This window comes from Shimia sp. (assembly GCF_965227725.1).
In the GTDB taxonomy this organism is placed as follows: domain Bacteria; phylum Pseudomonadota; class Alphaproteobacteria; order Rhodobacterales; family Rhodobacteraceae; genus Shimia.
This window is the reverse complement of record NZ_CBDDGH010000005.1, coordinates 68,006-84,408: the sequence shown is the minus strand read 5'-3', so window position 1 is coordinate 84,408 and position 16,403 is coordinate 68,006. Positions and strand designations below refer to the sequence as shown.

The 16,403-nt window shown below is 56.1% G+C and carries 6 protein-coding genes; 1 reads left to right on the top strand and 5 read right to left on the bottom strand.

Going from position 1 to position 16,403, the window contains the following annotated elements; genetic code table 11:
* Nucleotides 1-41 precede the first annotated feature (41 nt).
* Nucleotides 42-1,607, top strand: coding sequence for an Ig-like domain-containing protein (locus ACO07T_RS10730; protein WP_422049409.1), 1,566 nt, complete (start codon nucleotides 42-44; stop codon nucleotides 1,605-1,607).
* A 345-nt stretch (nucleotides 1,608-1,952) separates the two neighbouring features.
* Here the strand turns inward: ACO07T_RS10730 and ACO07T_RS10725 are convergent, their stop codons facing one another.
* The 5 genes from ACO07T_RS10725 to ACO07T_RS10705 all read right to left on the bottom strand — a co-directional run bounded on the left by ACO07T_RS10725 (nucleotide 1,953) and on the right by ACO07T_RS10705 (nucleotide 16,391).
* Nucleotides 1,953-6,722 carry a LamG-like jellyroll fold domain-containing protein gene (locus tag ACO07T_RS10725; protein WP_422049408.1) on the bottom strand — a complete coding sequence of 1,590 codons (4,770 nt, stop codon included), beginning with the start codon at nucleotides 6,720-6,722 and terminating at the stop codon, nucleotides 1,953-1,955.
* Between the two features lie 343 nt (nucleotides 6,723-7,065).
* Entirely contained in the window at nucleotides 7,066-10,953 is a 3,888-nt protein-coding gene (locus ACO07T_RS10720) for a galactose oxidase-like domain-containing protein (RefSeq protein ID WP_422049407.1), read from the bottom strand.
* Between the two features lie 583 nt (nucleotides 10,954-11,536).
* The gene (locus tag ACO07T_RS10715) at nucleotides 11,537-12,163 is read right to left on the bottom strand and encodes a response regulator transcription factor (RefSeq protein WP_422049406.1); all 627 of its coding nucleotides are present in this window, start codon (nucleotides 12,161-12,163) and stop codon (nucleotides 11,537-11,539) included.
* 425 nt (nucleotides 12,164-12,588) lie between these two features.
* Nucleotides 12,589-13,626: an alginate lyase family protein gene (locus ACO07T_RS10710; protein WP_422049405.1), complete on the bottom strand. Its 1,038-nt coding sequence runs from the start codon at nucleotides 13,624-13,626 to the stop codon at nucleotides 12,589-12,591.
* Nucleotides 13,626-16,391, bottom strand: a complete 2,766-nt coding sequence (locus ACO07T_RS10705; RefSeq protein ID WP_422049404.1) for a hypothetical protein — start codon at nucleotides 16,389-16,391, stop codon at nucleotides 13,626-13,628. The genes ACO07T_RS10710 and ACO07T_RS10705 overlap by 1 nt, the downstream gene beginning before the upstream one ends.
* Nucleotides 16,392-16,403 lie beyond the last annotated feature (12 nt).

Here is a 16,403-nt window from a genome sequence, read left to right as displayed (position 1 = left end):
ACGAGGGCCTGGACAGCACCGTCAACAACAACACGGCACAATTGCGCGATGACGTATCCGCCCCTGCTGGCGCGGCTTTGTTGGATGGTATTGGCGACTACGTGGAAATCGAGAGTATTCTGCCTTATGAAACCCTCACTTCCGGCCGAATAGAAATGGACTTCACCGTCAGCGCATTGGACGGGGAAGACAGCGGCCGCCGCATCAAAGACACCAGCTATCAGACGCTCTTTTCCCGCGACTCCAGCGGATTTGACGGAGGCGGGCATATCACCGCGCTGGTGGACGGTGATGGCTCTCTGCTTGTCCGCCATCAAAGCGGGTCACAAAGCTATTACCTGCAAACCGAAGCAGGCACGATCACTGCGGGCGTCGCCGCTTCCATCGCCTATATCTTTGATCCCACTGAAGGCTTGCAGCTTCTGGTCGGCGTCGACGGCGCGGCTCCAAGCTTGGTTGCGGCCAACACCGACCCAGCGACAAGGGGCGACCCGGTGGGCCTGATCGGCAATGAAGAGCCCTGGACCCTGGGCGCTAGCCAAGTGATCAGTGGCGATGACACTGCTGATCCGTTGCTGAACTTCTTTGAAGGCGCCATTGACCGGTTTGAAATTTTTGACGGTCTCGCCGCGCTCAACACCGCACCTGTGGCTGCGGACGACAGCTTTGAAACGGAGGAGGATCAATCCGTGCAGGGCAACGTGCTTGTGGACAATGGCGCGGGTGCTGACAGTGACGCGGAGGATGACCCGCTGTCGGTCGGCCTTGAAACCGATGTCAGCAACGGCGTTCTTGTCCTGCAGTCCGACGGGCGGTTCACCTATGTGCCTGATGACAACTTCTTTGGTCAGGACAGCTTTGTTTACCGCGTCTCAGACGGCAATGGCGGCAGCGACACTGCCACTGTGACAATCGATGTGACCCAGGCCCCACCCCCGGCGTCCCTGCTCGGCCAATGGCTGTTTAACGATGAAAACCTGCCGGGGTTTGACGGATCTGCCAATGCCAATACAGCACTGCTGCAGCGCGGGGCGCAGGTTGAAATGGGAGCGGTGCAACTGGACGGCGTCAACGACTACGTAGAAATTGCCAATATCGCGCCCTATCTGGTCAAAACCGCCCAGATCCAGATCACCTTTACGATTGACGCGCTGGATGGAACGGACAGCGGAACCAATGTGAACGACGCCTCCTGGCAGGCGCTCTTCTCGCGCGATTCTCGCGGGTTTGACAACGGTGACCACCTGACCGCGCTGGTGGATGGCGACGGTTCGATCCTGATCCGGCATCAAAGCGCCACGGAGAGCTATCTCATTGAAACAGCTGCCGGAACCGTGACCGCTGGTGAGGCCTTCACGCTGGTCTATCAGGTCAGCGACGTGAACGGCATGACACTGTTTGAGAAAAACGGCGATGACTTTGTGTTCCTCGGCTTCAACGAGGATCCGATCCTCAATGACGATCCGGTGGGTCTGATGAACAACAACGAACCCTTCACATTGGGTGCCAGCCAGGTCCGCAGCGCCAACGACAGCGCCACACTTCTGAGATCCTATCTGGATGGGGAAATCGACAGCTTTGAGATCTACAATTTTGATTTTGTCTAAATGAGATTTAAGCCTCCCACTGAAGTGGTCTCCCGCCATGTCTGACAAAACGAAGGACACTCATGGCCAATAAGCGACCGAATCTGGGAGAGAGTGTTGTGGTGATGGAGTGTTGATGGGGCAAAGGCATGCCCCATTTAGGCGCCACAACACATACGGAGTTTGCTGAGCAAAACCATTGCATCTGGCGCATGCAATATGCTGAATCGGCTCAGGTTCATTGATTGAACTGAAACGACTGTTGAGCTCCCCCGGTCCCTAGTCCAGGTGTTTTGCGGTCTTCCGCGCTTTGGTTGGTTGGGCAGCAGATACCCCTGCCCCCAACCTCACTATCCAACCGATACCCTACAGAAACCCATCCACATCAGCCATTTGAAGATCCTGACTGCCCAGCCCCTCAAGATGCTCAAATGCACCTCCACCCTCCGGCGCCATCGGGGTCGGCTCGGGTGCCATTTGCGGCATAACAGCAAGCTGGGTCTCCGCTGGGAACGTCTCATCAGATGTCTGAAAGACAAAGGCATCCGCGCCCAGAGCGGCGCTTTGCGCTGCGGGATCTGCCAGCGGTGCGGCAGAGGCTGTGTAGGTTGCTGAGGCTGGCAGGCTGGACGGCGCGGATGATCCTGCCACATCCGCCAAGGAGCCGTCAAACTGATGGTAGCGGACGAGACCAGCTTCTCCCCCCTCCAAGGTCTGATCATAGAACGTCTCGATCTGGCTGGCGCTTCGGGCGACGGACCAGGCGCGGAATTCGTCAATTTGGCCTGAGAGGCCGCCGCTCAGCACCGTTCCGGCCAACTTGTCGAGGGTGAAATCGCCGCGCCAGCTTGTGGTGACCGCTTTGTCGAGGCCGCCATCCACATAAAGGCGCAGATCAGCCCCCTCCCGCACAAAGGCATAGTGGGTCCAGACGCCGCTTTGTGTGACATGATTGGCGATGATCGGGTCATTGCCGCCGGTGAATTCCTCGGCATAGATGCGCACACGTCCATTGTAGAAGTTGATGTCGGTCGCGCCCGCCTCGCCAAAGCCGATGTCAGACCCGGCAATCCCGTCCACATTGTTGATGGGACCGCTTTCATGCCTCACCCAGGCTTCGATGGTGAAATCGTCTGACAAGACAAGCCGCTCGGTGTCGATAAAGCCGGATCCGTTGAGATCAACCGCCTGATTGGGTTGCGGCGCGGGGGCATAGACAGGTCGGAAATCCTGCCCGGCTTCCGGGGTGGTAAAGCTGCGTATCCGGTCGCTGACACCGTCATCCCAGCCCACAAAATTGAAGGTCACACCGTCGGCCTGATAGCTTTGTTGCGCTTCAATCGTATGGTTGAAATCAATGATGGAATTGAAAGTGAAATCCCCGCCCTGAGCGCGGTTGTCAAAAACAAAGGAGTAGTCATCCACCGGCGCGTCAAATGTCAGTAGGGCTTTTTCAGCGGTCAGGTTGATTTGCGTGGTGCGCGACAGCCCGTCGCTGTCGGTCGCGGTGAGAAACACACCAATACCATCCAGTGTGCTTTCCAGATTGCCCGTGTCCGGGGTCACAAAGCTGACACCCGCAGCGGTGTCCGCGGTGCCGTCAATAGGGCCCGGTCGCTGGATCTGGCCAAGCTGGAAGGTTGTGGTCCAGATCAGCCGATCATCCCCATCAATCAGCCCGTCCTGCAGATCATTGGCAAAGCCGCTCAACTCGATCGTCTGACCCGCACGATAAGTGCCCCCGTCAACCGGCCCCGAGATAACCGGCGTCGGGGCGCTGCCAACCGTGATGATCTGACTGTCAAAAACAGTGGCCGCGCCATTGGCGTCCGTCACCACCAGCTCGACAACATATTGCCCAAAATCCGTGTAGGTATAGGTCGGGTTGGCCTCTGTGGATGTGGCGGTGTCGCCGATGCCATCGCCATCAAGGTCAGTGCCGTCCCCAAAGGACCACTGATAGCTCAGCGCGTCCCCGTCCGGATCTGTCACGTCAGCAATAAAGGCCACGGTATGAGGCGCAGTCGCACTTTGTTGATCACCGGGGGCAAGCTCTATGCCATTGCCCTCAGGGGCCTGATTGCCGTCATCAAAACTGATCCGATTGACGGTCCCCTGAAAGGTAAAGACATTCCCGGTCTGAAACGTGGTGATGTAGTACAAAGCCCCGTCCGGCCCCTGCTCAAAGGCCAGCACCTGCCCCGTGGCATTTTTAAAGAAATTGTCCGACACCAACTCAGGCGTGTCACCGGAGTAGTCGATCTCCAGATAGCGGATCCAGTTGCGCACCCAGTCTCCGTAGAAATAGGCACCGTTATATTCCGTCGGGAACAGATCGCCGCGATAGACCACCCCACCGGTGATGGACGCCCCCCCATTCTGCAAGCCGTCACCCTGTCCGGGGCCGCCAAGATGCGGGTAGGAAAAGATCGGATTGCCGGGATCATTGGGGTTGGGCAGATAGCCTTCGCCGTCAAAACCCGGATAGTCATTGGGGCCCCATCCGTAATCCGCCCCGGCCACCGCGATGTGGATATCCTCATCTGAGGTGTTGTTGCTGTTGCCGCCCACTTCACCAATAAACAGCGTGCCTGACTCCTGATCATAGCTTGAGCGCCAACCGTTTCTCAGCCCGTGGCTGTGGATCGTTGTCAGCACCCCTTCAGGGTCAATTGCCAAGTTTTCTGCAGATGTGGATATGGCACCAGCAGCATCCACCGAAGGATCATACCGCGCCGCAACAGCCGGATCATAGTAGGGGTTGTCCTCAGGCACAGACCCATCGGTTTTGTTGATCCGATGCACTTTGCCATCCGGATTGGTCAGGTCCTGAGAATTTGCCGGTGTGAACTCATCGCTGGTCACAATGTATATTTTCCAAGGGCTTGGATCATTTGCATCTATCGGCTCATATCCAAAGGACAGCCCGCCGCCCTGATGGCAGCACGATGACGTCACATCATTCTCCTGCCAGAGCACCTCTTCTGAGGACAGCGTAGCGCGGCTGCTTGAACCGCCCGCGTTTTCTTGGTGGGTGAAGCGTGCAACGGTTGTCCGCCCCTCGCCCTCTTCGATCTTGGTGTAGTAGAAATAAATCTGACCGTTGCTCTCAAACTCAGGATCAACTTCCACGGCGAGCAGGCCGCGCTCGGCGTCATTCAGCGTCTGGCCGGAGAGATCAAGATAGGTCTCCACATCGGAGCCAAAATTCGTCGGATCGGAGACGATTTTCACAATCCCGCTCTTCTCGATCACCAGCATCCGCCCATCAGGCAGGAAGGCCAGATCCGTGGGCAGGAACAATCCGTCAACCACCTGTGAGTCAATGAATTGCCCGTCCTCCGGCGGCGGCGGAGCAACAGGGATCGTCGACGGCACAAGCGCGGCGCTGTCCGGCAGGGGCACGGGTGCAGAGGCGCCTGTCAGGTCGACCACAGCCTCTTCCGCACCGTCAAAACTGTAATACCGCAGCAAGCCGGGCGTGTTGGCGGGCAAATTCATCTGCATATCCTGAGAGACTTCAGCAGCAGAGCGCGCCACATCCCAGATCTGAAGCTCGTCAATCTCTCCTGTCAGACCGCTGCCGTTTCGCTCCCCCAAAACCGATCCGGCGATCTTGTCGATGACAAGGTCTTCGTTCCAGCCCTGGGGCGCAAAGGCATTGAGCTGCCCGTCCACATAAAGCCGGGTCTCGCCGTTCTCCCGCGTGACCGCGTAATGGGTCCATTCTCCCGGTTCGGACACGTGATTGGCAACGATCACATCGCGCGGCCCCACCGTGTTGTCATAGAGGCGCAGCCGTCCCTGAAAGAAATTGAGATCGCTGTTGGGGCCAACCAGAATGCCATCGGCGTTGCTGATGGCCTCACCCGGCGCATGTTTGACCCAGGCGGCAACGGTGAAATCCCCTTGGATCGTGAGATTGGGCACATCAATGGCGTCCCCGTTTGCGGCAAGCGCGCGGTTGGCGATTGGTGCGGGAGGCACAGTGTCTGGAAAGGTGGCTGCCTGCGCATACTCAAGGCGGATATCGTCAAAATGCGCATTGTTCTCCCCGGGCAGAACCGCATCAAACAACTCGATCCGCAGCGGCTGACCAACGGAGCCAGAGAACGCAGTCAGATCGGCCGCGTTTAGAACAAGCTGCGCTTCGGCAAAACTCCCATTGGCCGCCTGCACCTGATCCGCCCCAAGCGCACCAAGCAGCTGCGCACCGGCGTAAAGGCGAATTTCCCAGCCAAGGTTTTCGCCCCCTGGGGATTCATTGCTGATTGCCGCACTCAGGCGATAGCTCCGCCCGGCCTCAAAGGTCTCTCCCAAAGTCTGGGAGATACTGCCGCCGTTGTCGATATAGGCCACATTCTCCCCTTCAGGGGCCTGCTCCGTGAAAAAGGCGGTATTGGGGTTCCATACACCCATGGAACCACCGCTCAGGTCCCAGCCGGTGATCGTTTGTGTCGACTGAAAATCGCCAAGCGCTTGCGCTTCAAAGCCCGCATTTACGATCGCCACAGAAACGACCTCTGCGGTGGTCCCATCCGTCACAGGCGCTGTGGATGTGGCTGTGGTGGCCCCTGCGGGCAAGGCAACGGAGGGGCTGTTGCCGGTGGCATCCACAAGCTGACCGTTGGAGGCCTCAAAATTGTAGTAGCGCAGCAGCCCGTCTGATCCGGTCGGGACAGTGCTGTCAAATGTGTCCCGAATTTCGGCCGCCGAGCGCGCGCCGTCCCAGATACGCAATTCATCCATCGCGCCGTCAAAGGCCCCGGCAAAACCCCCGGCAATCCGGTTGATGGTGAAATCTGACGTCCAACTGCTGCCAGCGCTCACCGCATCCAGCACGCCATCCCGATAGATCCGCGTGACACCGTCTTCGCGGACAATCGCGTAGTGATGCCATTCACCGGGATTGGTTCTGGTGCCAGAAATGACCTGATCGCGCCCATTGTTCAAATCAAAGACACGTATTTGGCCATTATAGAAATTGATGTCCTGACTTGGTCCGGCGACGATACCGTCGCGGTTGTCAACCGCACTGCCCGCTGCGGGCAAAACCCAGGCCTCAATTGTAAAATTTCCAGATAAAGTAAGTTCAGGGACCCCGACCGACACGGACTCCGTCTGCAACATAGTCATTAAATACACCCTTCACATTAACCTTCGAAAATAGAAGGCTTAAGCCCACCCACTTGGGCTTGATACGATCGGCAAAATGGCCGATTCCCGCCTCTAAGCTGCGTCAAATTCAATTAAAAATCAAATTTGCCCCTAAATGCAGCGCAGTCAGCGAACCGAAAAAGCGCGCGCAAACGAGCTTTCTTTGCAACCGGCTCAAAGGCCAGACAACGTGGCCCTACGCCAAGTACATTAGCCAAGGCAATCGGGAGTGCTGGACACTTACCCGAGGAAGCACCAGCACTCCCCCAAGCCATTGTTAATACGCGCTTAAAACCAAGACCCCACCACCTTCGCCGAACCCTCAAATCAGAATGTCGTCATATCCCGGCCCCAAAAGGCTGATGGCGTCAATGAGCGGCCCGGTGCCGTCACTTTGCCCGTCCAGCTCTCGGAACTCCAACCGGTCGGCCCCGCCGGATCCCTCCAGTATATAGGCATATTCCGTCCACGCGCCGCTGCTGTCAGGCGTGACTGTGTCTATCAGATCACCGCGCCAATAGACCTCTATGGAATCGCTGTCATTGCCCCGCTGGCGCGCGGAGAAGCTGAACTCGAACGTGTCTCCTGCGCGGGTCAATATATCCTGATAGAGATTGTCCAGCGGACGTCCGGCATCCAGCTCCACAAAGCTGCGCCCATCTGCGGCGGCAACGCCCAGAAAACCATCCGCCCAGGCCTCAATACCGCCCGCATCATTGCGCCAGCCCGCGACATCCCCGTCAGCCACCCAACTGTTGTCCGCCACAGAGCTTTCCAGCGCGCCGTTGACCAACCGCTCCACCAACGGCACCTCCGGCGAGGCGATTGGCGGCAACGGGCCGGTCTCATTCACGCGGATCGCGCTGACTTCGCCAACAAGATCCGCATCCTGCGCCCAGGCGGAAACGCCAACAAGTTTGTTCGGCCGGTCCACATCCGCAGGCACCACACCTGCCCCTTCCGCAAGCAGCACGCCGTTCTTGTAGATCGCCATTGTGCCATCCGCATCCACTGTGGCCCGCCAGTCTGCGGTCTCCCCCTCCTGGATCGCATTTGCCGCACTGAGCATATAGCGCGCGTCATCCTGATAGATGTGAAAGGCCATATTGTTGCTCAGCCCTTCCTGCGCGAGGATCAGATTGTTGGAATTTGGTCCATCGCCATAATCAAACACCCGTTGCCACTGTCCGGCGCCAAGGTCATCAAAGCGCGCGGTGGCTTCTGCTTCAAAGGCCAGCGCAGGTTCTGCGGGAGGTTCCACAGGAGGCTCAACAGGCGGCTCGACGGGGGGCTCAACTGGCGGTAATGGCCCGGTTTCATTCACACGGATCGCACTAACTTCGCCCACAAGATCCGCGTCCTGCGCCCAGGCGGAAACACCAACAAGTTTGTTCGGCCGGTCCACATCCGCAGGCACCACGCCTGCCCCTTCCGCAAGCAGCACGCCGTTCTTGTAAATCGCCATCGTGCCATCGGCATCCACCGTGGCGCGCCAGTCTGCGGTCTCTCCCTCCTGGATCGCATTTGCCGCACTGAGCGTGTAGCGCGTGCCATCCTGATAGATGTGAAAGGCCATATTGTTGCTCAGCCCTTCCTGCGCGAGGAGCAGATTGTTCGAATTTGGCCCATCGCCATAGTCAAACACCCGCTGCCATTGACCCGCGCTGAGATCGTCAAACCGCGCGGTGGCTTCAGCTTCAAACGTCAACACAGGGTCAGACGGCTCGACAGGCGGGGTTGGCTGCTCCCCCAGCGCGCCAATGGATCCTGTCTCATTCACGGTGATCGCCAGAACCTCGCCCACAAGATCGGTGTCCGCAGGCCAGGGGCTCTCCCCCACCATCTTATCTGCCCGCTCAAGGTCAGCCGGAACAACCCCGCGGGCCTCCGCCAAAACCACACCGTTCTTGTAGATCCCCATAAAGCCTTGCGACGACACCGTCGCGCGCCACTCGGCGACCTCTCCTTCGACAATGGCACCCACGGCAGTCACGCCATAGACCTGACCGTTCTGATAGATCTCAAAGCGCATGTTGTTGGTGCCAGCCTGCTGTGAAAGCAGAATGTTATCCTGTCCTTGACCGTTGTTATAATCAAAGACCCGCTGCCAATTGCCCGCGCTCAGATCGTCAAACCGCACCGTGGCCACAGCTTCAAACGCATAGCCTTCCTGATACAACGGTGCCCCGTTCAACCCTTCTGTCACAAGGATGGGATCGGTCTCGACGATAGGCGCCATGTCGACACCCGTCAGAGCATATTCCGATGGCACACCGGCGGTGTTGATGACAGAAACCATCCACAAACCGGGAATAAAGACATTTGTCTCAGGCGCTTCAACGACCACGGTTGAGGCATCCACAACCGTGAATTCCAAATCCACCCAACGCGCATCAGAGTTCCTTGCATGGGTGGTGCCACCCACCTTGATGGCGGTGACCTGTTTCAGGTCATAGGCGTTTGACACCGTGAGGGTAAAGCTCTCGCCACTGTTGATATCTGAACTGTGGGAGAGGATTTCCGGCCGCTCAGCGCGCGCGCCGCTGTCGTCAAACAGGATATCAGGCGTAAAAATCTGGCCATTCAGATTTTCCAACGGCCCATGTGCGCCACCGCCTGCGGACATGATGGTGCCGTCTGGCAAAACAGTGCCGGTGGAGTGATAAAGCCGCGCCAATTGCTCATCTGCGAGATCAAGCAGCGTGTTTGTTTCCGGTATCCAGCGGAATGCGCTGTATTGCGCCCCCGCAAGCGCAGCCAGATCGTCCCCCGTGCCAAAGAACTCCGAGGCGATGTTGTCGGTTCCGCCTGTGATGACAACAGAGCCGTCCGCCAGCAGCGTGAAGTTCCCGTTTGACCGCCCTTCCGGCAGATCGTTGACCTTTGTGAAGACTGGCGCGTCAACCGAGATATCCGCCGTCCAAAGCCCGCCATCCAGATCGACCATCAGCACTTTGTCTTGGGCGTACATGATCGAAGGGTCCACCTGCGATGAGGCAAATTGCACCGCCCCGACCTTTTCAACAGAACCCGTGCCGGTGACGTCCATAATGTAGATGTCGCGGCCATTGGCTTCGATCACCACAACCTTCCCATCCGCGCGCTGCCACATATGGGGATACCAGTAAGATCCGGAATTGCTCATGTCGGGTATCTCGGCATCCGTCAGCGCGCGGTATCCGGTCTGCGCGTTGAAAATCTCGGCCACCCCGACCGGCCTGCCCTGACTGTCACGTCCGCCCATGATCAACACCTCGCCGGTGTTGAGCGTGAGGGCGGAAGGGTACCAGCGCTCATAGATCATATCGCCTTGTTCGGCTGGCGTGATCTCCATGGTGCGGTAGTCATAAACATTCACTGCCGCCAATCCATGGGCCGCAGGCACACCATCGGTCATGCGCCCATCCCCCCCAAGGATCAGCACATTGCCGGTCGTCGGATCAATCGCAAGCTGCGCACAAACGATATCCGCGCCGATCTCATTTGGCAGCTTCACATATTCCCCGGTTTCGGGGTCAAAAACGCCATAATGCAAAGTGTAAGGCGAGATATCCCCGGCAGCGACATTTGTCTCCGCGCCAAACATGAAGACCTTGCCGTCGGGTGTCACAATTGTGTGGATCGGGATCACGGGCAGATCAAACACATCGCCCCACTCCCCATCGCCTTCCTGATCAAAGCCGTCCGCGGCCTCCGGCACGGTCAGATCCATGGGATGCCGCCCAAGATCATTCACCGCCCAATCAAGAGACAATCCGTTGGAAACAGGGTGCTCGACAAACAGCACTTCAATAACGTGCTCGCCCGGACCAACGTCGAGGGAGACGTCTTTGACCGCATAGGGTTCCTCTGCCTTGCACAAACAGACGCTTGCAGCCGTGGCCGCACAGGGTCCAAGAGCGGCACCGTCAACATCCGCACTGTCCAACCGCATGACTTCCACGCCGTCGACCTTGATGACAGCCTGCCCCACAACGCCCAGATAAAACTCAATTTTATCCGCAGCGTCAGTGGTGAAGGTCGATGTAAACTGCGCGGCATAGGCGGTGTCAGATGCACCGGTGTCCGGTGAAGGCGACCCTGCCAAACTACCAGTGAAGCTATCACTCACATCGGGAGACGCGCTGAAATCAACGTCATCGATAGCTGTATTAAAAGGAATTTCATAATAGGTTGCCGCCCATGCGGCGGACGTAGACACAACAGTCATTTTACCCCCAAACCACCAACCGCCCCACCCAAGAGCACCGGTGCATATCAATCTTTACGTCAATTCAAAGTCGGGTGCCGTCATCGCTGAGCCACCCAAAATTTCAGTCCAAACACCCGTGTCAGCTGAGCTGACACTCAAAAAATAATTCTGATGAAACTGCCCAATAAATAAGCACAGGCACATGGCTTCCGACAATATAAAATTTGATGTGCTTTTTTTTTGGGGGTGCAGTTAAGTGAATAACTACCAGTGAGATACGCCCCCAACTGGCTTGATCCTCTTTCTAGTTAGGAACCGGACTAGTCAGGAACCGGAATTGCCAAGTTGGCAAAAAACATCACAACCAGGAAGAGATAATTACGAAGTTGCGACAAATTGAATTGCTGTACTACCTAGTCAGACACAACCGCCAGGACACGTCGCTAAAATCGGAAGCCATTGGTGATCCGCGAGAGGTAATCCATTCAAGTCTATTCGAACATCACCTTTTGGAAGTGTCACTTTGAACCTATATCCAACGGCGAAGCCAAATGCCTACAGGCCTTAGACTGACAATGCCACTCAACGCGATGACTGGATACTAAATCCACCCACTAGATCTTGCATATTCTACGACCTGTGCGCGGTCGGAGAGGCCTAATTTGCCTGAGGCTCTGGACTTATACGTCTCAACCGTCTTGGCGCTGATGTTTAGATCATAGGCGATTTGCTTGCTCGCCAATCCGTTTGCGATCCCCACGAGAACTTCTTTTTCTCGCTTGCTCAGGACGTCGTCTTTCCCTTGGTCACCCGTGTTCAAAACATGCCCTGAGAAGAACTTATCAAAGTAAACGCCACCTCCCATGACCACTTCTATAGCCAACTCCAGTTGGCGGAAGGTGGAATACTTCGAGATACACCCATGAAAGCCGGCTTCGGTGACCGCCTGGACCATCGAATTTGTGACTTCAAAACTGTAACAAAGAAGTTTCGTCTCCGGCGACACATCACAGACGCTATTTTGAAAGTCGGAGATGTCATAACTTTGGGATAAATCCAAATGTGCGGGATCAACGATCACAACCTTTGGCTTACTGCACTCAACAACCAAAAGGAGATCTTTCTCGAATGCATACCCCTCACATTGAATGGACGTTTCAGAGGATAGCTGAGTAGCCAAAGAGCTTGCCAAGCATGGATTTTTGTCAAAAACGATTGCGCTATTCACGTCAAATCTCCAAGTAAATTTGGATTCAATCAAAGCAACCAACAAAACTCTCTACACACTTACAAAGGTTAAAAGCCACCCAATACAATCTTTTTGGGTCGCGACACCAGTATTGTTAATACATTGTTAACATATAAAAATGTGACGTTTTGATGAGTATTTCCGGAGAGTTACGCCAAGTAAGCGCTCAAAGTGCTTCTTACTTCTGCCAGCGCACAAATTCTCGGCAAATAATATACTTATTCACTAAAGTGCGAATGCGGGTGGCACGCAAAACGAAGGCCAATTCTGATCTCAGCACCACTGCGCTTCGAATCAGCACGCTCACAGAAAAACCACTTAAGGCTGTATATTGACCTTCGACCGACTGAGATCACAGACACCAATATTGCAGCTGGTTGTCTAATATGAGTGTCTGATCAAACCTATTTAAGCTCCGCCTGCCAAAGGAGATCTTGCCGCCCACCAAGCTTGGAGTGTGACAGTGGGCGCAAACCATTGGCAATTTTGGTCAACCCTGCGTCCTCATGAAGAAGCAGATAGGCTTCAAGCCAAGCCAGCTGATATTTCTCTAGGCTTTCGGAGCCGTCAAAATAACTTTGTGGCTTTCCCGAATAGGCCTGGCTCTTCTCACCCGTTTCCAGGTCACTCATGGCAAAACGCACAATCCGGATGAGCGCATCATCGCAAACACCCCGAATGGACAAGCCTTGCCTCTCCAGCAACAGAGTTGTGACAACCAAGGGCGCGATGGCGTGCAATTGATAGTGCAACGCATATTTTCCGCGTTTCATCTCCTGCGGAAGACTGCCGTCCTCCAGAGCCTGACATTGCAAAAAGGTCGCCGACCAGGCTGACCAGCGCAAGGCACTGTCATCTTTGGTCAAATACCCCGCCAGATTGATTGCGAGTGTCGCCCAGGCCCGCAAGTTGCCACGTTTGGAACCGGGCGTCGCATCTTCTTCCCAAAACGCCATTTGCTCGCGGGCCCGTTGCAACAGCCATGCCTCAATGAGGCGCTTTTCCTGGGTTGAATTTGCATAGGGGCGCACCTGCGCATAGGCGAAGGCAAACCCGGCCAACCTGGAGCCAACTGAAAAATTGGCTGTGAGATTTTTGAGATCAGAAAGTGCGTCAGCTCGGGCCCAGTGAGCCAGCTGAGCAACCACACAATTGGCGCTTTGCGCAGGATCGCCTTTTTGCGCAAGCACGCTGTTGGCTTCTTGGACAAGGCTGCGGATAAAGGCGTCGATCGGTTTGAGCTGGGCGTTCACATCTGCATTGGAGGTGGGATCAACAATCGAGCGGGAACTGTCATCCGCGATGTAGCGACTGCCGTGATCCAGTGAAACAACCGGTTTCGGTGCCGCCGCACATCCCTGATCCGTGCTCGCTTGCGCAACACCGCCCAGCACATTCATACAAGCCCCCATCACGAGAGCTGTCATAAGCCGATTTTGCATCAGCTTCCCTCCCCGGCACTGAGGGCCACCAGCCTTATGATCTCCCCTGCTTTTTGATTGCCCTGCTCGGCAGCCGCCGCAAGCCATTGTTTGGCGGCTCCCAAATCGGGCTCGGTTCCGATGCCAAACGCCAAAGCCTGACCATAGTCTGCCATAGCCGTCACATCGCCACCTTCTGCCGCGCGCTTCAACCACAGGGTAGAGGCAGACAGATCACTTGCGCCCTCAGCTGTCTCGCGAAGATAAACGCCATAGCTGCGCATAGCGAAAATATCACCGGTTTCCGCCGCCACTCGTTGAATCTGAGGCAAATCCAATCGCGCTTCGAGCACGGATTTCACCTGACCGTCCGCGCGCCGGTAGCGCCCTAAATACGCGGAAAGGGTCTCGTGATCTTCCGTTTCAAGCGCCTGCTCAATCATCAGGGCAGCCCTTTCTGGCGCAAATGTCTCAGCATCCGGGTCAATCATGAGATCAAACAACTTGTGTTTCGCCGAGGCATCCCCCGCTGCAATCGCCAACTCAAAAAGCTCTTTCGCATGCACGGCCGCAGGTGAGCCCTCATATGCCAACTTGGCCTCCGCGAGATCCCTATAGGCCCATGCGTTTTCGCCAGTGAGATGCGCCGAAATGTCCAGCCACTGCATGCCAAGATCTTCCATACCGTTGAGGAAGGCGACATGCGCGAGTTTCATGGCATTCTTGTAGTCGCATTGGATCAAACTGACCGCGCGATCCATGTAGCGAATGCGGTCAGGCATCTCCAAGAAAGGAACGGCAAAGAGGAGCGCATCAAAATCTCCGTCCCTCTCGATGAGCTCCTTGTATTCGAGATAGACATCGTGCGGCGTTCCGTTTTGGGAACGCAGAGACGCCAAGAGCTGAATGGCATCCCCGATGCCAAGTCTGGCCGAGACTCTCAGGATCTCTGTGATCTCGTCGTTCACCTCGCCGGAGTTATCTTCCAGAAGCGCTCTTGCCAGCGTCACAGCCGCCTCAGCACCCGATTTCTGAAATTCGCGACGCAACAAATTGAACGCGGCCACACGATCATCCGGGCTTGCCGCCAGTTCAAGCTCCAGCTTGGCAAGTGCTTCCAGAACAAAGTTAAATTGACCGGAATAGACTTCCCAAAAGTGCCGCAATTCCGCATCAGCATTTGGGTCAAGGTCAAGAAACTTAATCCAACTGGCAAGGGAAGACGGACGCCCGTAGAGGGCCTGAGACTGCAGGACCGCCACGGTAGACGGATCTTGCGAAGAGACCAAAGATACGATTTCTGCGCCGGAGAGCTCGACATTTGCTGTGTCTGTCGCTGCTTCGATATCACCCCAGTAGGAGGCTTCCACAAGGCGTGGGCTGTCAGCCGCTTGGCACATAAAGGCAGCGTGAAGTTGCTTACTGGGTGTCACACCACCATGCAGTGAAACCACACGGCTCAAAAGGTTCACAGCACGCTCAAAACTGACTGCGCTACGATCTTTGGCCAACAGCAATTGTGCAAGGCGTGCCGTTCCTTCCATGTCTCCCAATTCCGCGGCGCGTTCTAGAAGCGGCAACGCCGCATCAATGCCCACCCAACGCCCCTGACTGAGCTGCGCATGTGCCGCCAGACGGGTGAAGACCCACCCCGGCGCGTCGGGCAGCGTGGCCAATTTGTTGAATGTCTCGATCTTTTCTTCGACCAGATGAGGGTAAACCTCCTCATGCTCTTCGATAAAGAGGCCGAGCCGGGTCAAACCGGGGCGCTGGTTGGATTGCGCAGCGGCTCTGAACAATGCGAGAGACTGATCAAGGTCTTGCTCAACCAACGCGCCCTGTTCGTACAACCGGCCCAATTCGATTTGAGCAAATGGAAGCCCCGCGTCAGCCGCCTGGCGCAGATACCTCAGCAGAACATCGTTGTCCTTGTCGAATTCCTCGGATTGCATGTGATATTCCACGAGCTTCCATGCGGCGTTTGCATCCCCAAGGTCCGCTGAGAAACGGAACCACTCTCGCGCAAGCTCAGCATTGGGCGCGACGACCTCGCCATTGCGAAATTCCCGCGCTATTCGCGCCGTTCGATCACAAATCGTGGTGTTCAACTCCCCGACCAAAGCCCCAAAGGCCATCGTCACAGACAGTTCATTGGGCACATCCCAGCCCGCAACCGGATTTCCAGACAGGTCTCGCTTTGCCAGCGCGAGTAACGCATCTGCATTGCCCGCATATCCGGCAGAAATGAGGAGCTGATCTGCCAATGCAACATCACGCTCGACGCCGATGCCGCTGCGATAAAAACTGGCAAGGGCGTTTTGAATACGCGGCGAGGCTTCATTGGCCGCACTGGCCAACTGCTGCACCAACTGCAAATTGCGAATGCGGTCATATTCACCTGCGGCCTGCATCGCTTGGATACGCGCCAAAAGCGCGTTTTTGCCCGCGTAACTTGGGTCAAGCTCTTCAAGCAGGAGAATGACTTTCTCAATGGTCGGAAGCCATCGCTTCGCATCAATGTGCTGAAGTCGCTTTATATCGCGCTTCACCAACGCCGTCTTCATGCCCGCAAATGACTGACCACCCCAATCTTCCCAAAACGCAATCGTGTCCTGATCGCTGGAACGGGACACACAGACATTTTGGGGAGCAATTTCAGGCGGGCGAAATTCCAACTTAAGCGGTTCGGCATTGATCTCAACGGGGCAACACAGAGCCGCCAAAGCTCCTAAAAACAGCCCATGGAATTTGAGATGAAACACCGTTTTAAATGAGAATTTCGCCATCACACTTTCCTC

What these genes read in the sequence shown, in the direction of transcription:
- ACO07T_RS10725 (WP_422049408.1), bottom strand. Translation starts at nt 6,722, where the DNA reads ATGACTATGTTGCAGACGGAGTCCGTGTCGGTCGGGGTCCCTGAACTT.
- ACO07T_RS10720 (WP_422049407.1), bottom strand. Translation starts at nt 10,953, where the DNA reads ATGACTGTTGTGTCTACGTCCGCCGCATGGGCGGCAACCTATTATGAA.
- ACO07T_RS10710 (WP_422049405.1), bottom strand. Translation starts at nt 13,626, where the DNA reads ATGCAAAATCGGCTTATGACAGCTCTCGTGATGGGGGCTTGTATGAAT.
- ACO07T_RS10705 (WP_422049404.1), bottom strand. Translation starts at nt 16,391, where the DNA reads ATGGCGAAATTCTCATTTAAAACGGTGTTTCATCTCAAATTCCATGGG.